12 protein-coding genes are annotated in these 15,239 nt (G+C 69.2%); 3 read left to right on the top strand and 9 right to left on the bottom strand.

Annotated elements, in window-relative coordinates; genetic code table 11:
- Positions 1-67: 67 nt before the first annotated feature.
- The 4 genes from NR101_RS03900 to pilG are packed head-to-tail and all read right to left on the bottom strand — an operon-like array spanning position 68 to position 3,460.
- Positions 68-2,104 (bottom strand): methyl-accepting chemotaxis protein, encoded by a 2,037-nt coding sequence (locus NR101_RS03900; protein WP_256776865.1) that lies wholly within the window; start codon positions 2,102-2,104, stop codon positions 68-70.
- A gap of 43 nt (positions 2,105-2,147) precedes the next feature.
- Entirely contained in the window at positions 2,148-2,678 is a 531-nt protein-coding gene (locus NR101_RS03905; protein ID WP_256776866.1) for a chemotaxis protein CheW, read from the bottom strand.
- Positions 2,678-3,040 (bottom strand): response regulator, encoded by a 363-nt coding sequence (locus tag NR101_RS03910; protein ID WP_256776867.1) that lies wholly within the window; start codon positions 3,038-3,040, stop codon positions 2,678-2,680. Before NR101_RS03910 ends, NR101_RS03905 begins: the two co-directional genes overlap by 1 nt.
- A gap of 18 nt (positions 3,041-3,058) precedes the next feature.
- Positions 3,059-3,460, bottom strand: a complete 402-nt coding sequence (gene pilG / locus NR101_RS03915; protein WP_017356958.1) for a twitching motility response regulator PilG — start codon at positions 3,458-3,460, stop codon at positions 3,059-3,061.
- A gap of 250 nt (positions 3,461-3,710) precedes the next feature.
- Between pilG and gshB the strand changes: the two genes are divergently transcribed.
- Together gshB and NR101_RS03925 are read left to right on the top strand one after the other, a co-directional pair.
- The gene (gshB, locus tag NR101_RS03920) at positions 3,711-4,661 is read left to right on the top strand and encodes a glutathione synthase (RefSeq protein ID WP_256776868.1); all 951 of its coding nucleotides are present in this window, start codon (positions 3,711-3,713) and stop codon (positions 4,659-4,661) included.
- The gene (locus tag NR101_RS03925) at positions 4,658-5,545 is read left to right on the top strand and encodes an energy transducer TonB (protein ID WP_256776869.1); all 888 of its coding nucleotides are present in this window, start codon (positions 4,658-4,660) and stop codon (positions 5,543-5,545) included. The genes gshB and NR101_RS03925 overlap by 4 nt, the downstream gene beginning before the upstream one ends.
- 118 nt (positions 5,546-5,663) lie before the next feature.
- Here NR101_RS03925 and tsaB read toward each other — a convergent pair whose 3' ends face one another.
- From tsaB to mrcB, 4 genes are read right to left on the bottom strand one after another with little or no spacing between them, the layout of a single operon-like run.
- Positions 5,664-6,371, bottom strand: a complete 708-nt coding sequence (gene tsaB / locus NR101_RS03930) for a tRNA (adenosine(37)-N6)-threonylcarbamoyltransferase complex dimerization subunit type 1 TsaB (RefSeq protein WP_256776870.1) — start codon at positions 6,369-6,371, stop codon at positions 5,664-5,666.
- Positions 6,372-6,376: 5 nt separating this feature from the next.
- Positions 6,377-8,440, bottom strand: a complete 2,064-nt coding sequence (locus NR101_RS03935) for an ATP-dependent DNA helicase (protein WP_256776871.1) — start codon at positions 8,438-8,440, stop codon at positions 6,377-6,379.
- Positions 8,441-8,477: 37 nt separating this feature from the next.
- On the bottom strand, positions 8,478-9,008 hold the full coding sequence (locus tag NR101_RS03940; RefSeq protein WP_256776872.1) for a hypothetical protein: 531 nt from the start codon (positions 9,006-9,008) through the stop codon (positions 8,478-8,480).
- 22 nt (positions 9,009-9,030) lie between these two features.
- The gene (mrcB, locus tag NR101_RS03945; RefSeq protein ID WP_256776873.1) at positions 9,031-11,469 is read right to left on the bottom strand and encodes a penicillin-binding protein 1B; all 2,439 of its coding nucleotides are present in this window, start codon (positions 11,467-11,469) and stop codon (positions 9,031-9,033) included.
- A gap of 96 nt (positions 11,470-11,565) precedes the next feature.
- Here mrcB and NR101_RS03950 point away from each other — a divergent pair, with 96 nt between their 5' ends.
- The gene (locus NR101_RS03950; protein ID WP_256776874.1) at positions 11,566-13,665 is read left to right on the top strand and encodes a glycosyltransferase; all 2,100 of its coding nucleotides are present in this window, start codon (positions 11,566-11,568) and stop codon (positions 13,663-13,665) included.
- 4 nt (positions 13,666-13,669) lie between these two features.
- On the opposite strand, the gene NR101_RS03955 is transcribed toward NR101_RS03950, so the two are convergent.
- Positions 13,670-15,226, bottom strand: a complete 1,557-nt coding sequence (locus NR101_RS03955; RefSeq protein ID WP_256776875.1) for a hypothetical protein — start codon at positions 15,224-15,226, stop codon at positions 13,670-13,672.
- Positions 15,227-15,239 lie beyond the last annotated feature (13 nt).

The following is a 15,239-nucleotide window of genomic DNA, read 5'->3' on the forward strand; positions in this document are numbered from 1 at the left end:
GTGTCGTGCTTTGAATTCTCGCGATGCATCATCTGCTGATTCCTTCCCTCTCCGCCCTGCCCGCGGCTCACGCCGGCAGCTTGAAGTCGGCAACCGAGCGGCGCAGGTCGGCCGCCAGCTGTGCCAAATGGCCGATCGACTCGGCGGTCTGTCCCGCGCCCTGCGAGGTCTGGCCGGTAATCTGACGGATCACGCCCATGGTGCGGGTGATGTCCGACGCGGCCGACGACTGCTGCTGGGCGGCGATCGAGATGTTCTTGATGAGGTTGTTGAGCGCGTTGGACACGCGTTCGATTTCGGTCAGGGCCGTACCGGCGTCTTCGGCCAGGCGCGCACCGGACACCACCTCGGCGGTGGTCTGCTCCATCGAGCTGACCGCTTCGTTGGTATCGGCCTGAATGGCCTGGACCAGGCCTTCGATACGCCGGGTTGCGCCGGAGGTACGTTCTGCCAGTCGCTGCACTTCGTCGGCCACCACCGCAAAACCACGACCGGCTTCACCGGCCGAGGCGGCCTGCACCGCGGCGTTCAACGCCAGGATGTTGGTCTGCTCGGAAATGTCGTTGATCAGTTCCACGATCGAGCCGATTTCCTGCGAGGACTCGCCCAGGCGCTTGATGCGCTTGGAGGTCTCCTGGATCTGGTCGCGGATCTGGTCCATGCCCTGGATGGTCTCGCGGACCACGCCGGCGCCTTCGGCGGCAATCACCACCGAGCGCTGTGCCACGTCGGCCGATTCGGCCGAGTTGCGCGACACCTGTTCGATGCTCGACGCGATTTCGCCAATGCGGTCCGACGCCGAGGTGATCTGGTTGGCCTGGTGGCCGGCCGCTTCGGCCAGCTGCATGGCCGTGGCCTGGGTTTCCTGGGTGGACAGCGCGACCTTGGCCGAGGTGTCGTTGATCGTGGTCACCAGGTGGCGCAGTTCGTCCACGGCGTAATTGATGGCGTCGGCGATCGCGCCGGTCATGTCCTCGGTCACCGAGGCCTTCACCGTCAGGTCGCCTTCACCCAGCGAGCTGATTTCGTCCAGCAGCCGCATGATGGCCTGCTGGTTGCGGCTGTTGAATTCCACCTGGGTCTGGTAACGCAGGTCCTGCTCGCGCGAGCGGCTGCGCACGGTGCTGCTGACGAAGCCGATGATGGCGATCAGCGACAGCGCGCCGGAGATCACGCCCAGCCAGAAATTCGGGAACAGGCGCGTATCCCGCACCGAGCCGAACGAGGAAAACGCTTCGAACAGCTTCTTGCTGTCATCCAGCATCCTGGTCGCGCCGCCGGTCAGGGCCGCGGCCGAGGACTGCGCCGAGAACAGCTGGCGCGAGCTGGCCAGGATCGCATCGGCGTCCTTCTTCATGGTGTCCCACTGCTTCTGGGACTGTTCCAGCGCCGCCAGTGCACCGGCATTGCGGACCGGGGCGATGCCCAGCTCTTCGTTGCCGTTGCGCAGCGCATCCAGCACCTGGGTGAACACCACCGAGTCGCGCGCCAGCGCGTCGCCTGCCGCGGCGGCACCGCCGCCACCGGCGCGCATTTCGGTCACGCGGCGGGCCATCGAGCCGACCACCACGACCTGCTGCAGCGCGTTGTACACCTGCGAGGCAGGCGCGCCACCGGCCGACATCGCGCGGACCACTTCATTGAGCTGTGCCTGCAGTGCCGGCACGCCATTGACGAAGTTGTTGGCGTTGCCGGCCAGGGCCAGCACGGCCGGCTCACTTGCCACCAGCTGGGCGGCGCTCTTGCCGAGCGGCTCCCAGGTCTGGCTGAGCTGGCTGAGTGGACCGGACACGTTCGCTTCGCTGCCGTAGCGGCCCTGCAGGCTGCTCACCGTGCTTTCGATGCGGGTCTTGGTTTCCTTGAACGCGGTGAAGGCCTGCGCGTTGCCCAGCACCGCTTCACGGCCCTGGTTGGCCAGCTGCTGGGACAACACCTGCAGGTCGGCCGCGCCGGTACTGGCGCCGGCCAGGCGACTGCCCTGCCAGGTGGCCACGCCGGTATTGACGCCGAACACGATCATCGACAGGGCCAGCAGGCCGAGCCAGAAATTGGTTCCCACCGACCCGAGCTTGCCGGCCTTGGCGGATTCCGAAGCAGTACTCATCGTTCAACCTCGATCTTCAATGCGGTGAGACAGGCAGCAGCGATCAGGCTGCGGCCTGCCTGAATTCGGGAGTACGCGACAGCAGCGACAGCGAGAACACGCCCCAGTCGTGACCGTCGCCGTGGAAGGCGCGGTCGATGAAGTGCGCATAGCGACCACTGGCCAGGTCGCCGACGGCGATGTCCTGGTTCTGCTCGAAGCTGCGTTGGCCAAACAGTTCATCGATGGTCAGGGCGACGTCGCCGCCGGCCTGGCGCATGATCAACACGCGCTGGCCTTCCTGCTGCACGGTGCGCTCGCCTTCCAGGAAGTACTTCAGGTCCACCACCGGGAACAGATTGCCGCGCAGGTTGCCCACGCCCAGCAGCCACGGCTGTGCGCCGGGGACCGGGGTGATCGGCGGCATCGGCACGATTTCCACCACTTCGCGGAAATCCGAGACCAGATGCCGCTTGCCCACCCGGTAGCCGACGCCACGCCACAGATCCTGCGCGAACTGCCGTTCGGGCAGCTGCACGGCATGGGCAAGGCTGCGCCGTTCGTAGACTTCGAGGATGTCGAAAGGAGAACGCATCAGACCACCAACTCGTTGATCCGCGCGATCAGGTCCTCCTCGCGCGGTGGTTTGACGATGTAATCGGCGGCCCCCTGGCGCAGCCCCCACGCCTTGTCGGTTTCCATCGCCTTGGTGCTGACGATGACCACCGGGATGTGCTTTGTCGCCGCGTCGCGCGCCATCGCGCGGGTCGCCTGGAAGCCACTCATGCCCGGCAGCACCACGTCCATCAGGACCAGCTGCGGCGACTGCTCGCGGACGAGCACCAGCCCGTCCTCGGCGTTGTCCGCTTCGAGAACCTCATGCCCGGCCTTGGTCAACCACTGCGTGAACACCGCACGGTCGGTCGGTGAATCCTCGATCAGAACGATTCGAGCCATTGTGCCTTTCCCCCCTGGTCAGGCGTTGACGTATGTGCGGATGGCACCCAGCAGTTCTTCACGCGTGAAAGGCTTGGTCAGGTACTGCTCCGAGCCGACGATGCGGCCGCGCGCCTTGTCGAACAGGCCGTCCTTGGAGGACAGCATGATCACCGGGGTCGACTTGAACAGCTGATTTCCCTTGATCAGCGCACAGGTCTGATACCCGTCAAGACGCGGCATCATGATGTCCACGAAGATGATCTGCGGCTGTTGGTCGGCGATCTTGGCCAACGCCTCGAAACCATCGGTCGCGGTCACCACCTCGCAGCCTTCGCGCTTGAGCAGTGTTTCGGCGGTCCTGCGAATGGTCTTCGAATCATCGATGACCATGACCCTGAGCCCTGCGAGTTCCCCACCCGCAGCCATGTTTTCAGTCATTACCTTTCCCCGAGCGCGCGACGCTTCTGCTTTGGTCCGGCGCCGCTGCGAAAGCGTATCTATATCGCACTTCCGGCGCAGGCTTCAAGCGCGGCCACTTCAGCCAAGCCGCAGGCGGGTCGGCGGTGACGGCCGGCGCCGGTTTTGCGCAAACCGGGCCGGCCGCCGGACACTGCGTTGCACCGGTCCGGGGCAGGCAGGCGGGCCCGGTTGCAGCTACCATCATCGCCCTGCCCGCCAGGTTGCGACCATGCCGTTGAACGTCATCGTGGTGATGGACCCCATCGCCCATATCAAGATTGCCAAGGACACCACCTTCGCGATGCTGCTGGAAGCCCAGCGCCGCGGCCACGCCCTGCACTACGTCAGCCCCGGTGGGCTGGCCCTGCGCGACGGCCAGGCGGTGGCCCGGACCGCGCCGCTGCAGGTGCGCGAGGATAAGGCCGACTGGTTCAGCCTGGGCGAATTCAGCCAGACCGTGTTCGGCCCCGGCCAGGTCGTGCTGATGCGCAAGGACCCGCCGGTGGATGCCGAATTCATCTACGACACCCATGTACTGAGCGTGGCCCAGCAGGCCGGCGCGCTGGTGGTCAACGATCCGCAGGGGCTGCGCGATTTCAACGAGAAGCTGGCCGCGCTGCTGTTCCCGCAGTGCTGCCCGCCGACCCTGGTCAGCCGCCGCAACGCCGACCTGAAGGCGTTCGTGCTGGAACACGGCCAGGCCGTGCTCAAGCCGCTGGACGGCATGGGCGGGCGCTCGATCTTCCGCAGCGGCACCGGCGATCCCAACCTCAACGTGATCCTGGAAACCCTGACCGACGGCGAGCGCACGCTGGCCCTGGCGCAGAAGTTCATCCCGGACATCACCGCCGGCGACAAGCGCATCCTGCTGGTGGATGGCGAGCCGGTGGACTATTGCCTGGCCCGGATCCCGCAGGGCGACGAGTTCCGCGGCAACCTGGCCGCCGGCGGCCGCGGCGAAGGCCGCCCGCTGAGCGAGCGCGACCGCTGGATCGCCGCCCAGGTCGGCCCGGAGATGAAGCGCCGCGGGATGCGCTTCGTCGGCCTGGACGTGATCGGGGACTACCTGACCGAAGTGAACGTCACCAGCCCGACCTGCGTGCGCGAGCTGGACGCCCAGTTCGGGCTGAACATCGCCGGGACGCTGTTCGATGCGATCGAGGCCGGTCTGCCGCGATGACCGCGACGGTCGCGCCGCTGGTGCCGTTGCAGGCACGCGAATCGCAGCGCCTGGGCGCGACCCTGGCGCTGTCGCTGCTGGTGCATGCGCTGCTGATCCTGGGCGTGGGCTTTGCGGTCAGCGACAAGGCCTCGCTGGTGCCGACCCTGGATGTGATCTTCAGCCAGACCCAGACCCCGCTCACGCCCAAGCAGGCCGACTTCCTGGCCCAGGCCAACCAGCAGGGCGGCGGCGACCACGACAAGGCGTTGCGACCGCGCGACAACCAGGCCGGGATCGTGCCGCAGCCGCAGGCCGGGCTGTCGCCGGTGCCGCAGCAGCGCCAGGACGCGGCCAGCCCACCGCCGCCGCAGACCCGGGTGGTGTCCAGCCGCAACAGCACCGAGCAGGTCGCCAGCGCCCAGCCGCAACCGCTGCCCGAGCATCCGCAGCCGGAGGCACCGCTGAACGCACGCGAGCAGCGCGACGCCGAGATGGCCCGCCTGGCCGCCGAGGTGCACCTGCGCTCGGCGCAGTACGCCAAGCGCCCGAACCGCAAGTTCGTCTCGGCCAGCACCCGGGAATACGCCTACGCCAATTACCTGCGTGCCTGGGTCGACCGCGCCGAGCGCGTGGGCAACCTGAACTACCCCGATGAGGCGCGTCAGCGTCGGCTGGGTGGGCAGGTGGTGATTACCGTCGGGGTGCGCCGCGATGGCAGCGTGGAAAGCGCCCGCATCCTGCGCAGCAGCGGCACCCCGCTGCTGGATGAAGCGGCCCTGCGGGTGATCCGCCTGGCCCAGCCGTTCCCGCCCCTGCCCAAGACCGAGGATGGCGTGGAGATACTGCAGGTCACCCGCACCTGGGCGTTCCTGCCCGGCGGCACGCTGCGCGACGACCGCTGATCGTCAGCATCGCCGGACCGTACAGCCATCCAGGGCATGGCGCTGCCGCCCGTTTGCCGGCCCTCGCCCCTTGGATGATCGCCCCGGTAGAGCCACGCCATGCGTGGCTGGCGCCTTCCTAGGACGCCTGCTTCGCCGCCCGCGCCGCCTGCTGCTCGACCAGGGTCAAGGCGACGTTGTCGCGCAGGTACGCCGGCTCCACTCGTTCCGGGGCCATGCCCTCCCCGCGCGCGAACGCCGGCACCGCCAGCGCCAGCACATCCGACGCTCGCGGCAGCGCCTGGGCATCCACGCCGTCGAGTTGGTCGCCCAGGCGGCGGGCCAACACACCCTCGGCCGCACCGAAGCCGGTGCCCACGCCGAACCAGCGCGTGCCATCGGGCAATACCACCGCCTCCGGCGCGCACACCGTCTCTTCGCCCTGCAACTGCCACTGGCCGTCCACCCGTACCTGACGGGCCACGTACACCTCGCCCATGCGCGCATCGATGCTGCTCAGCACGTAGTCGGCATCGGCCGGCGCGCGCAGTGCCAGCACCTGCAGCGTGGAGACCGGAACCAGCGGGCGGTCCAGCGCCAGCGCAATGCCCTGGGCAATGGCGATCGCCAGGCGCACGCCGGTGAACGCGCCCGGTCCACGCCCCAGCGCGATCGCATCCAGCTGCGAACGCGCCACCCCGGCCTCGGCCAGCAGCGCTTCGGCCCACGGCAGGCTCAGTTCGGCATGCCGGCGCGGGGCGATCTCGAACCGCTCCAGCACCTGCCCATCCACATACAGGGCAACGGAGCAGGCTTCGGTGGCGGTTTCAAAGGCAAGCAGTTTCATGGCGGTCAGAACAGGGAAGTGGGGAAATCATCAGGTGCAGCGGGCAGCACGGGGGCAACGGACGGGGCCGCCGCAGAAACCGGCGGCGACGGCAGGTCGGCAGGCAGCCATTGTGGCGCAAAGAAGCCGCGCACATCGTCCAGAGAACGGGTGCGCCGGAACGGCGGCAGCGAATCCAGGAAGATCCGGCCGTAGCCGCGGCTGAGCAGGCGCGGGTCGCACAGCACCAGCACGCCCCGGTCGGTCTCGCTGCGGATCAGCCGGCCCACGCCCTGCTTGAGCGCGATCACCGCCTGCGGCAGCTGTTCGTCGCGGAACGGGTTGCCGCCATCGCGGCGGATCGCGTGCAGCCGGGCCTCGAAGACCGGATCGTCCGGCGCGGCGAACGGCAGCTTGTCGATTACCACCACGCTGAGCGCGTCGCCGACCACGTCCACGCCTTCGCGGAAACTGGCCGAGCCCAGCAGCACGCCGTTGCCCGATTCGCGGAACCGCTGCAGCAGCGTCGCGCGCGGCGCCTCGCCCTGCACGAACAACGGCCAGGGCGCATCGCGCAATGCCTCGGCCGCCTCGCGCAACGCGCGGTGCGAGGCGAACAACAGGAAGGCGCGTCCGTGCGAAGCGTCCAGCACCGGCGTGAGCGCGCGGATCAGCGCGGTGCCGAAGCCGCGCGCGGCAGGATCGGGCAGATCGGTGGGCAGGTAGCACAGCGCCTGGGTGGCCCAGTCGAACGGGCTGGGCTGCAGCAGCGTGACCGGATCGTCCAGGCCCAGCCGCTGGGAAATATGCTCGAAGCCGCCGTCCACGGTCAGCGTGGCCGAGGTGAATATCCACGCCGCCATCGAGCGTTGGCGATGCTCGCGCAACGGGCCGGACACATCCATCGGCGTGCGCTGGCAACGGAAACCACGCGGGGTCAGTTCGTACCACAACACTTCCGCCGGGGCCGGCGCGTGCTCGGGGTCGGTATCGAAATCCAGCATCGGCGCGTCGTCGCCCAGCCAGCGCGACAGCCGCGACACCGCTTCCAGCGCCCGGGCGTGGCAGGCATCCAGTCCGGGCGAGGCCTCGCGTACGCCAACCAGTGCATCGCGCAGGTTCACCAGCGCGCTCATCGCCGCATCGAAGCCGTCGCGCACCTGCGGCACGGTCAGTGCCCGCCACTGGGTGCCACGCGGGGGCAACCCGTCCATGGCGGTGCGCAGGTCGCGGAGGATCTGTTCCAGCGCTGCCGCCGGTACCTGCAGCGCGGCCTGCGCGCCGGCCACGCTGCGGCTTTCGGCCAGGCAGTCGCGCGCCAGTTCCTGCCACGGGCGCATGCCGAAGCTTTCACCGAAGAAGTTGGCGGCAAGCTCGGGCAGCTGGTGCGCTTCGTCGATCACGAACGCCTGCGCGCCGGGCAGGATCTCGCCGAAGCCCTCCTGCTTGAGCGCCAGGTCGGCCAGCAGCAGGTGGTGGTTGACCACCACCACGTCGGCCGCCTGTGCACGCTGGCGCGCCTGCACCACGAAGCAGTCGTCCCAGAACGGGCACTCGGTGCCCAGGCAGTTGTCGACGGTGGAGGTCACCATCGGGTACAGCGGGGAATCTTCCGGCAGCGCGTCCAGCTCGGCCATGTCGCCAAAACGGGTGCGCCCCGACCAGGCCAGGATGCGCTGGAACTGCGCGACCTGTTCGGGCGACACGAAGCGGGGCTCACCGCGCGCCTGCTGCAGCCGGTAACGGCACAAATAGTTGGCGCGGCCCTTGAGCAGGGCGCTGCTGTGGCCGACGCCGAGCGCGGCACGCACCCGTGGCAGGTCACGATGGTAGAGCTGGTCCTGCAGCGCGCGGGTGCCGGTGGAAATGATGATCTTCAGCCCGGACAGCAGCGCCGGCACCAGGTAGGCGTAGGTCTTGCCGGTGCCGGTCCCGGCCTCGGCCAGCAGCACATCGCGCTGGTCGAAGGCCTCGGCGATGGCCACGGTCAGGCGCAGCTGCGCCGGGCGTGCGACGAAGGCATCCAGCTGGCTGGCGAGCGTGCCGCCCTCGCTGAGGGCTTCGCTGCTGGCATGGGCAAGGCGGGACATGAAGGAAGGTTAGTGCCGGCCAGCGGCCGGCACTACATCAATAGCGCTTGATTCCGGGCACCGTGCAACCTTCCAGCTGCGCGTGCGCGGAGACCGCGTTTTCCTTTTCGCCACGGGCCAGCCGCGACTGCTCGATGGTGGCCCAGTGACGGCGGCACAGTGGGCCGGTCTTGGAGCCCAGCTCGACCGCTTTGCGCGCCAGGGTTTCCGCGCGCGCCCAGTCGCCCTGCAGCAGCGCGATCTCGGCACGTTCCTGCAGGATCGACGGATCGCCTTCGGAGATCAGCAGCGCCTGGTTCAATGCATCGGCTGCGCCGGCCAGGTCGTTGGCCTGGCGCCGGGCCTGCGCGGTCATGCGCAGGTCTTCGATCTCGGCATCGCGCAGCGGCTGTATCGCCAGTTCCTTTTCGTCGGCACCGGCGGCCACCGCGTCCACCGCCGCCATGCGCTGGGCAGGCGTCGTGGTGTCCACCGGCGCCTTCACCGGCGCGGTCGGGGTGACGCAGGCAGTCAGCGCCAGGCTCAGAGTGAGCAGGGATGCGGAACGGATCAGGGTACGGTGGGTCATGCGGGCCGGCCTCGTTCCGGAATCATCGCGCTGGGGAAGGGGTTGCAGCGGCCGGGGCCGGCTCGGCGGCAGGCTCGGGCTTCTTGTCCAGCCCGAACCAGCTGCGCCAGCCACCGCCTTCGCCAGTGGCTTCACCGCCCTCGCCTTCCGGCACGGCGGTCGAGGCCGTGCACGGCGCATACGCCGGCGCGTAGCCGACCACGAACGGGAAGCGACGTGCGCCGGGGCAGGTTTCATCGGTGCTGCCGGTGCCGCTGGCATCCACGTACTGCCAGTCCAGGCCCTTGCTGCTGACTTTCAACGGCGCGCTGGGCAGGCGCTGGAATATGCCCGACCACACCCGCATCGAACCGGTGGCGCCATACAGCCCGGCCTGTTCGTTCTGGTCGTTGCCCATCCAGATCACCGCCAGGTGGTCGCCGGTGTAGCCGGCATACCAGCTGTCGCGGCCGTCGTTGGTGGTGCCGGTCTTGCCGGCCGGCTGCAGGCGGCCGAGGCCGTCGGCGTTCAGACGCTGCGCGGTCCCGCTGGCCACCACCTGCTGCAGGCCGATGCTGATCAGGTTGGCGGCAATCGAGTCGCCTTCCTGGGCCGGCGCAGGCGTCTTGTCATAACGCTTCATCAGCTTGCCCTGCGGGTCGAGTACGCCGCGCACCGCATGCAGCGGCTGGATCTCGCCGCCGGAGGCCAGGAACTGATACAGCTGGGCCATCGCATACGGGCTCTGGTCGGTGGAACCGAGAATCACCGCCGGGTTGGGGTCGGCCTTGAGCCCGGCCAGTACGTGGATCAGCTGGGTCACCCGCTCCGGGCCGACCTGCATGCCCACCCGGACCGTGGCCTGGTTGTAGGAATGGGCCAGCGCATCGATCAGGCGCACCGTGCCGTGGCTGCGGTTGTCGGCGTTGCCGGGGGACCAGTTGCGGCCGCGTCCCAGCTGCACCGTCACCGGCGAATCGTCCACCCAGGTAGCCAGCGAATAGCGGTCCGGCTGGGCCAGGGCAAGCAGGTACACGAATGGCTTGAGCAGCGAACCGACCGGCCGCTGCGCCTCGATGGCGCGGTTGAAGCCCGGTTCGGACACGTCGCGGCTGCCGACGACGGCCAGTACATCGCCGTTGTGCACGTCGGTGAGCACCATACCCGCCTGCAGCTCGGGGCGCTTCTTGCTCTCCAGCGATTTGATGGTCTTGGTGACCGCACCTTCCGCGTAGGCCTGCGCCGACGGCGCCATGCCGGTCATCACGCTCAGGCCGGCGCCCTGCAGCACCGATTCGGGATAGTCGTGGCCGAGCTGGCGACGCACCAGGTCCACATAGGCCGGGAAACGGTTGGCGGCGATCAGCCCCGGGGTCTTGGGCACGCCCAGCGGCGCCTTCAGCGCACGCTGGTACTCGGCGTCATCGATCAACTGGCTTTCGTGCAGCTTGCCCAACACGAAGTTGCGCCGGTCCAGCGCGCGCTCGGGATTGCGGCGCGGGTCGTAGTAGGACGGACCCTTGACCAGCCCGATCAGCAGCGCGACGTGCTCAGTGTTGAGCGAAGACAGATCGCGGCCGAACCAGAACTCGGCGCCCGAGGACATGCCGTGGATCGCCTGGCTGCCGCGCTGGCCGAGGTAGACCTGGTTGAGGTAGGCCTCCAGGATGGTGCGCTTGTCGTAGCGCGCTTCCATGATCAGCGCGTACAGCACCTCGTTGAACTTGCGGGTGACCGTCTGCTCTTTGCCGATTCCGAGCAGGCCGCTGCGCGCCAGCTGCTGGGTCAGGGTCGATGCGCCTTGGCGACTCTGTCCGCCGGAACGGAGGGTCACCCAGATCGCGCGGGCGATGCCGCTGAGGTCGATGCCGTGGTGGCGGTTGAAGTCCTTGTCTTCCACCGCCTGCAGGCCGGTGACCAGCAGTTCGGGGGTGTCCTCGATGCGCACCAGCCGGCGTTCTTCCTGCTTCTGCCCGTATAGCGTGGCGATCCGCGCCGGATCCAGCCGCGCGGCCTTGATCGCCTTGCGGCTGTCGGCATCGCGCAGCGAGGCGATTTCGCCACCGGACAGGCTCAACTCCACGCGGCGCGGGGCGACCCGGCCATCGACATCGTTGTAGCCACGACTGGCAATGACGAAGCGGCCGCCCTCCTGGCTGAAGGTTGCCGCGGACTTGCCGGTGCCGTCATCGCGGTAGGCCGCGGCGGCCAGCTCGGTCTTGAGCGTGGCCGCATCCATCGCCACGCCCGGCGCCAGCGCCAGCGGGCGGGCGTAGACGCGGGTCGGGATCTGCCAACGCAGCTCGCCGAAGCGCTGGGTGACCTGTTTGTTCAGGTACACCGTATAGGGAATGAGGAACCCGAGTGCCAGCGCGAACGCCGCCATGCCCCAGGTGATCAACCGTCGCCGCCACAGCGGGCCGCGGCTTTCGGTGTCGTCTTCGAACTCGTCGATGTCGTCGGAATCGTAGCGTCGGGGCACGGGGATGCGAGAATATGAATTCCGGCGAGTCTAACGCAGCCACCGCGAGCGGCGCGTTCTCCCGGGTTCCCCCGCTTAAGCTGGAGTTGCAACGGGATGTCGATGTCCTTGGCCGATGCACGCTATTTCCTGAACCGCATGCTCGGTCTGTTCCACCGCAGCCTGGCCAGCCTGCGTACCCGGGGCTGGCGCGCCACCTGGCAGCGCATCCGCGTGCATACCCAGGCACTGCCTCCGCCGCGCCGCGCGCCGCTGTACCAGCCCGCCGCCCTGCCCTTCGCGCCGTTCAGCGTGCCCGAAAGCCACGCACCGGTGGTCAGCATCATCATCCCGGTCTACAACCAGGCAGCGCATACCCTGGCCTGCCTGCTCGCCCTGGCCGCGCACCCGCCGCACGCGGCCTGCGAAATCCTGGTGGTGGATGACGGCAGCAGCGACCAGACCGCTGAATGGATGCGCCAGGTCAACGGGCTCCGTTACGAGGTCCGCGAGCGCAACGGCGGCTTCATCGAGGCGTGCAATGACGGCGTGGCGCGTTCGCGCGGCCGCTATGTGGTGCTGCTCAACAACGACACCGTGCCGCAGCCGGGCTGGCTGGATGCGTTGCTGGCCACATTCGTGCAGGTGCCGCAGGCCGGCCTGGTCGGCGCGCAGTTGCTGTATCCGGACGGTCGTCTGCAGGAATCGGGCGGCGTGGTCTTCCAGGATGGCAGCGGCTGGAGTTACGGCCGCTTCGAATCGGCCGAAGATCCCCGCTACACCGCGCTGCGCGATGCCGATTACTGCTCCGGTGCGGCGCTGATGATCCCGCGTGCGTTGTGGGACCAGCTGGGCGGCCTGGACACCCGCTACCGCCCGGCCTATTACGAAGACACCGACCTGGCCTTCGGCGTGCGCGCCGCCGGCCTGCGCGTGCTGGTGCAGCCGGCCAGCCGCGTGGTGCACGACGAAGGCACCAGCAACGGCACCGACACCGGCAGCGGGGTCAAGGCCTACCAGGTGCGCAACCGCAGCGTCTTCGCCGACAAATGGGCGCAGGCGCTGCTTGCCCAGCCACCGGTCGGCAGCGTGCCCTCGCCCGCGCTGCTGCATCGCCGGCAGCGCCAGGTCCTGATCCTGGACGAAGCGGTGCCGCAGCCCGACCGCGATTCCGGCTCGCTGCGCCAGTACAACCTGATCCGCATGCTGATCGACGGCGGCGCCCACGTGGTGTTCGTCCCGACCCGCCGCGAACATGCCGGCGCCCCCACCGAGGCGCTGCAGCGGCTGGGCGTGGAGGTCTGGTATGCGCCGTTCCTGCAGGGCATCGGGCCGTGGCTGCGCGAACACGGGCCGCGCTTTGCGGTGGTGATGATGGTGCGCCACCATGTGGCCAGCGAATGCCTGCCGCTGCTGCGCAGCTACGCGCCCCAGGCCCGCACCGTGTTCGATACCGTGGACCTGCACTACCTGCGCGAACGCCGTGGCGCCGAACTGGCCGGCAACGCCGGGCTGCTGCGCGATGCCGAGCGCACCCGCGCGCGCGAACTGGCGGTGATGGCCGCCAGCGATGTCACCGTGCTGGTCAGCGCGGCCGAACGCGAGCAGTTGAAGACCGACGCGCCGGGCCTGGAAGTGGAACTGATCTCCAACCTGCACGAAGTCGCGCCCGGCGGCGGCGACTGGGCCGACCGTCAGGACCTGGTGTTCGTCGGCGGCTTCCGCCATCCACCGAACGTGGATGCCATGCACTGGTTCATCGGCGAGGTATTCGGGTTGATCCGCGCGCAGCTGCCACAGATCCGCTTCCACTGCATCGGCGCCGATGTTCCCGATGCGCTGCGGACGCTGGCGGCCACCCAGCCGGGCGTCGAAATCCATGGTTTCGTGCCGGTGGTGACGCCCTACATGGACCAGGTCCGGATCGCGGTGGCGCCGCTGCGCTTCGGCGCCGGGGTCAAGGGCAAGATCAACCTGAGCATGGCCCACGGCCAGCCGGTGGTCGCCACCACCTGCGCGGTCGAGGGCATGCACCTGCATGACGGCGAGGATGTGCTGGTGGCCGACGATGCCGCCGCGTTCGCCGCCGCAGTGGTGCGCCTGTACCAGGACCCGGCGCTGTGGCAACGCCTGTCGAGTGCGGGGCGACACAACGTGGCCGCGCATTTCTCGCTGGAAACCGCACGCGACACCGTGCAGCGGGTATTCCTGGACTGAGGCCTCAACCCGGGCCGCCCGCATCGCGCAGGCGCTGCTCGAACTCGCCCAGTTCGGCCAGGTCCGGCTGCCAGTGCCGCGCCTGCGCCAATGCCTGCTGCGCGAACGCCAGGTCGCCCGCGCCAAGCCGCTCGCTGCCGATCGCCAACCAACGCTGGGCCAGGCGGCGACGTGCCGCCGACAGCGTGGCCTCGCCCGGTGACAATGTCTGCCAAGCCTCCAGGCAAGCGCCCGCCGCCTGCACCCGGTTTTCGCGCAGGCGATCTTCAAAGCAGCTGCGGCTGGCCGGCAACAGCCGCTGCGCCGCCGCGCGCACGCGCGGGTCATAGGCGGCCAGCGCCTGCGCCTCACGCAGCGCGTCATACGCACTCCCGCCGGGTGGCGACAGGAACTGCCCCCGCGCCTCGGCGTCCACGATCCGCGCCAGCAGCGCGCGCAGACGCCGCTCGCGCTGTGCGCGCGGCGCCCCCGGCGTCTTCAGTGCCTGCGCGGCCTGGCGTGCCTGCGCCAGCACCTGTCGGGCCGCGCCCAGCGCACGCTCGGTTGCGCCCAGCGCGTGCGCCGCGGCGAGCGCGCGGTCGGCCTGCTCGAAGCGGAAGTCGCCCGCCAGCCGGGTGGCGTTGGCCAATTGCGCGTCGATCACGTGCTGCAGGCCCTGCCGCGCCACCGGGTCCTCCGGCGCGGCCGCCAGTACCGCCTGGAAGTCGGCCGCAGCACTGTCCCAGCGCTGCCGCCGCAGTGCCTGGTTCGCCTGCCGCAGGCGTGCTTCAAGGGCATTGTTCAGCGCTTCCTGGGTGACCGGCAGATCAACATGCCCCGGGTCGTAGCCGCGCGCGCTGCCCAGCAGCGCCGACGCCCGCGCCAGATCGCCGCGCCCGCAGGCATCGCGTGCCTGCTGCAACAGATCAGACAAGGCGTCCTCGCGGCCCTCGAGCGCACGCAGCTGGTTTGGCGCTACCGCCAGCACCTGCTGGAACAGCGGCAATGCACTGTCCAGATCCCCGTCCAGGCGCTGGGCCTGCAAGGCCGCCTCGGCGCGCCCCAGCAGCACCGCGATGCCAGCATGGGCGGTGCCACGCTGGGCCAATCGTTGCGCGAGCTGCTCGGCATCGCGCTGCGGCACCTGCAGCGCGCGCGCGAGCGCAAGTCCACGTTGCGCCGCCTCGATATCGCCGCGGTCGAGTGCCTCGCGCCCCTGCTGCAACGCCGCCTGCGCGGTCCGCGCCAACCCGGTACGGGCCTGGCTGCGGTCGCCATCCAGCGCCAGCGCGGCCTGGTACAACTCGCGCGCGCCGGTGCCATCGTCTGCACTCAGGCGGCCAGCAGCCAGCGCGCGGTCGCCCTGATCGAGCAGCTGTTCGATCTGTGGCTCGTTCCAGAACCAGTTGGCCAGTGGGCCGCGCAGCATCACCAGGGCGATGAACACCAGCGCGGCGATCGGCAGCACCCAACGCCAGACACGCCGCGCATGGCGCGCCTGCAGCCACCACCAGCGGCCCTCACGGCGCACCCTGCGCAGCGCGGCATGCGCGGCGTCTTCGTGGTCAGGGGGGTGGCTCATTCCCTGAGCCTAG

Source organism: Stenotrophomonas sp. Ste86 (assembly GCF_024519465.1).
Taxonomy (GTDB): domain Bacteria; phylum Pseudomonadota; class Gammaproteobacteria; order Xanthomonadales; family Xanthomonadaceae; genus Stenotrophomonas.